This is a genomic window from Streptomyces sp. NPDC005728, from assembly GCF_040630895.1.
GTDB lineage: Bacteria > Actinomycetota > Actinomycetes > Streptomycetales > Streptomycetaceae > Streptomyces.
Genome location: NZ_JBEXYL010000199.1, coordinates 1 through 7,415 on the forward strand (window position 1 = coordinate 1; position 7,415 = coordinate 7,415).

Here is a 7,415-nt window from a genome sequence, read left to right on the forward strand (position 1 = left end):
GACCACCAGGGCAACGTCGGCCAGGGCTCGACCCCCGTCCTGGTCTTCGACGCCTGGGAGCACGCCTTCTACCTGCAGTACAAGAACCAGAAGGTCGACTTCATCGACGCGATGTGGGCCGTCGTCAACTGGCAGGACGTGGCCAAGCGCTACGCCGCCGCCAAGGAGCGCGGCGACAGCCTGCTGCTGCGCCCCTGACCCCGCAGCTACCAAGATGTCCTGCTCGTGATCGTCTTCTCAACCTTCACTTGCAGGCAGTACAACGGAGGGCTCCCGCAAGCCGGATGCTTGCGGGAGCTTTCCCATGCCGGGAGAGATCGGCCGGTGACCTCGTGCCGCCAGTTTCCACTGGCAGGGCGGCGCAGGCTTCGGAGGCGCGCTCGCAGCGTGGGGCAAATGAACACCTCGTTGAAGCCATCCGCCCCATGCACCTGCAGGCCCGGGCCGGGATCTGTCCCTGTCGCGCTGTCCGAACTTGGGCTTCACTGACCCAGTAGCGCTTCCCGAGCGGCGCGAGACCAGATGGCCTGTTGGCGGATGCTGAACCCCATGCGGTTCCAATGAAAGAGGACATGTCGGGCCAGGATGCTGCGGAGACCGAGTCTGAAGTGACCTGCCTTGGAGGCGTTCATGATGGCCCGCCCTCCTGACTCCATCCCAGTCACCCAGTCACCAAACGGCTTGAGTGGCCCATTGGAGAGCGCAGGGCCCGCATCCATCGTGAGGATCGCCCGCATGGGGGCGGACCTGCCCCGCTTCCTCACCGCCCACTGACCACGCCATCCAGCAAAGCCCAGCACACGCCCAGGCCCGGCCGCCGGCCCTCGACCTCGGATCAGAGGCGAGGGCCGACGGCCCGGGCCGGTACCCCGACGAGGACCGGCCCCGGCATTACCGGGATGCTCAGGCAGTGCTCGCCGCCGCCGTGGCGACGGGCGGCTCGAACCGCATGGGTGTGATCTGCTTGACGTCGTAACGGCTCCGCATGCGCTTCACCGCTTCGGGGTCCACCGAGTCCCCGGTGGACCAGATCTGTGCGATCTCCTCGAAGTAGTGCTCGTGCTCGGGTGACGGAGAGCTCTGGAACAGCATGCGTACCGGCTTGTCCGTGGCGTTGCGGAAGGCGTGCGGGGTGTTGGGCGGCACGAACATGCTGCTGCCCGCCGGAGCCCGTACCACTCTGTCACCGTCGGCGGACTCCCAGTCCAGCCAGTCGTCCGTACGCTCGGCCGGCTCGAAGGCCAGCAGCTCCAACTCGCCTTCCAGGATGTAGAAGAACTCCTCCGACTGCTCGTGGTAGTGGCCGCCGGTGTCGAACCCGGGTGGCACGACCACCTCGAAGATGGACGCGGAGGAGCCCTGTGCCCCGGTGGCCTTGAAGGTCACTTCCTGCGCTTTCGTGACCAGCTTGTGCCCCTCACCCGGTAGACGAATGAGGTCACTCATGCGATCAACTCCTTGCGTAGACAGTAGTGATCGCAGCTACGCTACGGCCCTTACCTCAAGCGGGACTCGGGCCGATTTCCAGAACAGTGCCGCCGGACTGCGTCAGTGCCGGGCGGTGAGCGGGTGGGTAGGCGTCGGGCCGCCGGGTGGCCAGGGAGGGAAAGAGCTTCAGCCAGTCGCGGCGCGCGTCCAGGTCCAGGTCGGCCACCAGAACGGCAGGCTCATCCCGCGGCGCATACAGCGCAGACGTCACGCTCGGCCCCTGCCAGGACTGACAACTGCTGATTCTCAGCGCCCATTAGGCGTACGCCTCCCGTAAGAACCGCGCCTACCTGCGCCGCCGGGGGATCCGCTGCACCTTCCCGGACAAGGCGGACCATGCGCGTAACCGCAGGAAGCTCGGCTCCCTAGGCGGCCGACCGCCTCGCTTCGACCCGATCGACCACCGCGAGCGCCATGCGGTCGAGTGCGGGATCAACCGCCTCGAGAAGCACCGGGCCTTCATCACGCGATACGACTGCTGGCGGTCCGCTACGAGGCGACCGTCCTCGTCGCGGCCATCAACGAGTGGCCGTGACCCGCGACCGTCACACCGGAAGATCCGTACGAGGGCCCCTGGTGCGGGCTCGCGCCGTGCAGGGTGCCTGTTGTCCTTGTGCGGACCCTCTCGGTGAAGATCGAGAACGAGACAGCCACCCCGAACCCGCGCTGCACGTCTGGATTGCTCAACCAGTCAGGGACGTAACCCGCAATGAGCAAATGGGGCATCGAGGCGGTCATGAATGAGTACGCGCGGCGGGCGCGCCGAACTTGCGTCCCCCACACGGACCCACCCCACAGGTCATATGTGACTGTCCGTATGCGATCTAGTGCGTTAAGTAACAATCCTCATAGGGTCAAAGCGTCGCCAACACCGTATCCCTGGAGGATTCGTGGCAAGCTTCCGCACTCGACTGGCCCTGCTCGGCTCGGCCGCGGCTCTCGCCGCCGGCGCCCTTGCTCCCGCGCAACCCGCCTCCGCTGCGGGGACCTACGACTGGGTCGCCCTGGGCGACTCCTACACCGCCGGGGTCATCCCGGCCGCCGGCGACACCTTCGAAGTCCCCCGCGACGGCTGCGAGCGCACCGACCAGTCCTACCCGCAGGTCATCGACCGCGATCTCGGCTCGCTCTTCGACCTGACCAACGTCAGCTGCGGGGCCGCCACGATCGAGGACGTCACCTTCAGAGCACAGGAGCCGATCGGTCGACACCTGCCGCCCTTCTCCGAGGACCCGGACTATCCGTTCCCCCCGGTGCCTCCCCAGTCCGAGGCGGTGAAGCCCGGCACCGACGTGATCACCGTCGGCGCGGGCGGCAACACCCTCGGGTTCGCCGAAATCCTCTTCCGGTGCCTGCAACTCGCAGACGGCAGCGGCGGCGTGGGCACCCCGTGCCGGGACGACCTGGCCGGCGACATCCCCGCCCGGCTGAACAAGGTGAGCCGGGACTACGACGAGATGCTCACCGTCCTCCACGAGCGGGCCCCGCACGCGAAGATCCTGTCCGTCGGCTATCCCACGGTCATCCCCAAGGACACCTCCAAGTGCGGGTACAACAACTGGGAACAGTTCGGCTCCATCACCCAGGGCGACCTGGACTGGCTGCGCCAGGACGTCCTGGAACCCCTCAACAAGGTCATCGAGAAGTCGACCGGCACCCAGGACGCCGCGCGCTTCGTCGACCTCTACGACTCCTCCCAGAACCACAGCGTCTGCGACAGCGGCAAGTGGGTGGAAGGCATCATCACTTCCCCTGCCCAGCATTCCGTCGTGCACCCCAACGCCCGGGGCCACCGCAACGCCGCCGATCACGTAGCGGCGGCGATGCTGGACGCCATCGGCGTGAACTGACCCGCACAAGCACGCCGCCGCCCGCGAACCGCCCCCGGCACGATGCCGTGGGGCGGTTTCAGCCAAGGCGGAACCAACCGGGGTGCGGCTCGTCTCGACATCGCTGACCGCAGCACACGAAAGCCGGGCGAACTGCCTAATCACTCCCGACCCCGGTCACCAAGCACTTCCGACACACCTAGCCCCTGACCTGGCCCGTTGCTGTGGAGCCGGTGGCTCGTTGAGCTGAACAGGTTGCTCTGGAGGCCAGGGCTCAGGCCGGCGACGGAGGCTTCAATGGCGGGCAGCGGTGTCGCGGACCCAGTGGTGTTCGACCTTCCCGATCTGGCGTTCCCGGGTCCGGGCAGTGCCCCTCGTGGTGACGCTGCCGGCCTGGTGCGTGAGGTGTGTGAGTGGAGTCATCAGCATGGGCTGGTGGGTGTGCGGGGACGGGACCGGATGGAGTCCTCCGGGATCTTGGACGTCGGACTGGCGCTGGCCGGGGGCGGGCCCCGGGAGCGGGCGCTTGTGCTCATGCAGTGGTTCGTCTGGACGCTGGTGCTGGACGACCGGGTCGACGACGGGCCCTGGGCCGACGACGGCGTCCTGGAGCGGTTCGCCGAACAGGCACTGCGCGTTCTACTCGAACACGGCGGAGGCGGCGCCGATCACGATCCGATGCTGGAGGTCCTGGCGGCGGATCTGTTGCCGCGAACGCGCAGCATGCTCGCCTCGGGCCGGGAAGCGGCCTTCGTCGAGCACGTAGGCCGTCACCTGTCGGCGCAGTGCAGGATGGTCGCTCATCGGGCCCGGCAGGCAGACCGTGCCGCGCTCACGCTGGAGGGCTATCCAGTGTTGCGCGCCGACCTGTTCGGAGCGGACATCCTCTTCGATCTCATCGAGGTGGTGCACCAGTTGCGACCGCCGCGCACCGGCCACCTCGGGACCAGCGTCGCCCGATTGCGCCGCTTGGCGGGCGATGTCCTTGGTTGGGTGAACGACCTGTACTCCCTGGAGAAGGATCTGCTGCTCGGCGAGGACGCGAACCTGGTCAAGGTCGCCCACCGCGAGTGGGGCTGCCCCTGGCAGCAGGCCGTCGACGGAGTTCGCGACATGATCAATGACCGGGTCGTGGAGTTCGAAAAGGAGAGGGCGCAGCTCCCCCAGGGAGGCGGGGAGGCGGCCGAGGCACGGCGGCTCGCCGAGGTGCTGGCCGCTGCGATGTCCGACGTGTTGGCCTGGCATCAGACATCGAGCCGCTACCACTGGCGCGGGCGGCCGACGAGCACGGTCGACGTTCGTCGCACTCCGCCGAGCCTGGTGTGGGCGCAGTTCGAGACGGACCCGTTTCCCGTGTACGCGCGGCTGCGTGATCACTTTCCCCTCATGCGGGATGAGCCCTTGGACGCGTGGGTGATCAGCCGCTACCGCGACGTCCGCGCCGCGTTGTGCGATCCGCGCTTCACCTCGGACAACTACTCCTGGCAAAGCGGCCCGATGGTGGGACGCATCCTGCTGGAGATGGGCGGCACGGAACACACCGCGCATCGGGCGGTGATGTCCCCTGCCTTCCGTGGCCGTGCCCTGATGGCGCTGCGCCAGGCCGCTTTCGACGCGGCCGAGGGACTCGCCGTCCGGGCGGTTGAGGAGATCCGCCTGCACGGCAGCACCGATCTGGTCCCCTCTTTCTGCCAGGGGCTGCCCATCCGCGTGATGACGGCCGTCCTGGGCCTGCCCGTGAGGGACGCCCGGAGGCTGAGGCCCTGGTACAACGCGGGCATGTCCTTCGTGGCAGACCACCGGCAGGACCCCGCCATCCTCCAACGCGGCCTGGACGCCTCGAAGGAGCTGTTCGCCTACCTGGAACCGCACATCGCCGCGCGGCGGGCCGCCCCCGAGGACGACCTCCTGTCAGCGCTGTGCACCAGCGAGATCGACGGCCGGCTCCTGACCGACCGAGAGATCCAGGGGACGTGCAGCCTTCTGCTGGCCGCCGGAGCCGACACCTCCGAGAAAGCCCTCGCCCTCTTCCTGACCAACCTCGTTGACCACCCCGACACGCAAACCGCCGTCGCGGACGATCCCGATCTGCTGGACGCGTCCTGGGCCGAATCGCTGCGCCGGGATCCGCCCACCCACATCATCGTCCGTCAGGCCGCTGAAGCGGTCGACCTGCCCAGCGGCACTGTGCCTGCCGGCGCCACGGTCGCTTGCCTGCTGGCGTCCGCCAACCGGGATCCCGAGCACTTCCCCGACCCTGACCGTTTCGACATCCATCGCCCCGAGCGGATCGACAAGGAATTCGCGGCCTCGGCCGAGCATCTGGGCTTCGGCGCGGGTCGGCACTTCTGCCTCGGCGCCCACATGGCCCGTCTGCTCGGCCAGACCGTCCAGGTCCTCCTCCAGCACATGCCGCACCTGCGCTGGGCGGACGGCTTCACGCCCGTCCCTCACGGGCTCATCAGCAGGACAACACCTCATCTGAAGGTCACCACCCGGCGATGACCCAGCACACCACCTCTCCCAGCGAACCCCGGCACCTGAGCGGGGAGTCGCAGGGCTACCAACACGGCGCCTTCGCACACCGCACAGCGACCGAACTCGACCGACTCCTCACCCTCCAAGCCGATTGGGACACCCAGACCAAGTACGTCGTTCAGCGCTTGCACCCCGAGCGCAGCTGGGACTGCCTGGAACTCGGCGCCGGAGCAGGATCCATCGCCCGCTGGCTGGCCATGACCTGCCCCGGCGGACACACCATCGCCACCGACCTCGACACCGGCTTCCTCACCGGCAACCTGCCCGACAACCTGCACGTCCTGCGCCATGACGTCACCCATGAGAGCTTCGCCGCAGGCAGCTTCGACCTCATCCACGCCCGCGCCCTGTTCGTCCACCTCCCCGCCCGCCAGCAGATCCTGACAAAGGCTGCAGGCTGGCTCAAACCCGGTGGCTGGCTCGTCATAGAGGACCCCGACGTCTTCCCCGCTCTGACCTCACCCCACCCCCTCTTCTGCAAGGCCGCGCTCGCCGGCGCCGAACTCCTCCACCGCACCCTTGGAACTGACCTGCACTGGCCCAGGACCCAGCCCGCCCCGCTCCTCCAAGCCGGCCTCACCCAACCCGGACTACACATCAGCATCGGCACAGTCGGCGACGACAGCGCCTCCCACCGGCTGTGGCAAGCCACCTTCGACCAGATCCGCCCCGCACTCCTCCGTGAGAATCTGCTCACCCCCGATGAGGCGGCCGAACTCGACGCGCTGGTCGGCTCACCCACCTTCCGCGACGCCTGCCTGGCCACAGTCTCCGCATGGGCAAGACGTACCCACCACGGAAGATGACGCCCTTGCGCGGGACTGGCTCCAGGTCGGACGCCTTGATCGCCATGGCGTAGTTCAGCAGGCCCTCGGCGGGGACGACGTACACGTGACACAGCAGCTGGTGGTCGATGACCTCGGCGGCGTGCGTCATCCGTTCGACGGCCGCGGCCAACAAGTGCTCATGCCGTGCGGGCACGGGCCTGCCCGCCGCGCTGCTGACCCACCCGGCACTACCACGGCCTGCGATGATCGGTGGTTCGCGCTGGTCATCCGGCCCGGCTGGCGTCTTCCGTCCGCTGGCGTGGCTGCCCGTCAGCATCCCGTGTCACGCGTTGTGCTGTGATGCCGCCCGTCCGGTCGACCTGACTGCCGCCCTGACTCTGCGGGTGGATGAGGACGCCGCAGCCTTGGGGGAGCAGCCCAGCTGTGCTGCCCACGGCCTAAGCTTGGCGTTTATCGTCCCGCCGTCGAACGAGCCTCGAACTTGTCTCGGGGTGTTTCTGTTCGCCGGACATGGGGGCGGCCTCCGTCTGATGCTGTGCTCCGTCACAGATGCACTTGACCAGCACAAAGGCCGGAGCAATGAGTCTGTTGCACGGAATTTGTGCCTGATCCGAGTTTCGAAAGCGGTTGTTCACCGTCTCGGGAGGCGGCCGGATCAGTCCGGGGGCGGTGTTCACGAGAACGGGGGCACGCGGCAGCTGGCCTTGCTTCCGAGCGTCGTCCCGATCCGCCTTCCGGTCATGCCCTCCCGGACAGACCCTGGGCTGTCTGC

Annotated in this window: 5 protein-coding genes and 1 pseudogene; 4 read left to right on the forward strand and 2 right to left on the reverse strand. The window is 67.9% G+C overall.

Annotated elements, in window-relative coordinates; genetic code table 11:
• Positions 1-198: Fe-Mn family superoxide dismutase (locus ABZ471_RS46920; protein WP_359075279.1), on the forward strand; the 198-nt coding region annotated here is incomplete at its 5' end.
• A 705-nt stretch (positions 199-903) separates the two neighbouring features.
• Here the strand turns inward: ABZ471_RS46920 and ABZ471_RS46925 are convergent.
• Complete coding sequence (locus ABZ471_RS46925; protein ID WP_359075280.1) at positions 904-1,446, reverse strand: cupin domain-containing protein; 543 nt, start codon at positions 1,444-1,446, stop codon at positions 904-906.
• Positions 1,447-1,501: 55 nt separating this feature from the next.
• Positions 1,502-1,681, reverse strand: a pseudogene (locus ABZ471_RS46930) (hypothetical protein); the annotation flags it as partial.
• A 697-nt stretch (positions 1,682-2,378) separates the two neighbouring features.
• Between ABZ471_RS46930 and ABZ471_RS46935 the strand changes: the two are divergent.
• The 3 genes from ABZ471_RS46935 to ABZ471_RS46945 all read left to right on the forward strand — a co-directional run bounded on the left by ABZ471_RS46935 (position 2,379) and on the right by ABZ471_RS46945 (position 6,661).
• Entirely contained in the window at positions 2,379-3,338 is a 960-nt protein-coding gene (locus ABZ471_RS46935; protein ID WP_359075281.1) for an SGNH/GDSL hydrolase family protein, read from the forward strand.
• A 456-nt stretch (positions 3,339-3,794) separates the two neighbouring features.
• Positions 3,795-5,822: a cytochrome P450 gene (locus ABZ471_RS46940; protein ID WP_359075282.1), complete on the forward strand. Its 2,028-nt coding sequence runs from the start codon at positions 3,795-3,797 to the stop codon at positions 5,820-5,822.
• A complete protein-coding gene (locus ABZ471_RS46945) occupies positions 5,819-6,661 on the forward strand; it encodes a class I SAM-dependent methyltransferase (RefSeq protein ID WP_359075283.1) in 843 nt (280 codons plus the stop codon). Before ABZ471_RS46940 ends, ABZ471_RS46945 begins: the two co-directional genes overlap by 4 nt.
• Positions 6,662-7,415: the final 754 nt, after the last annotated feature.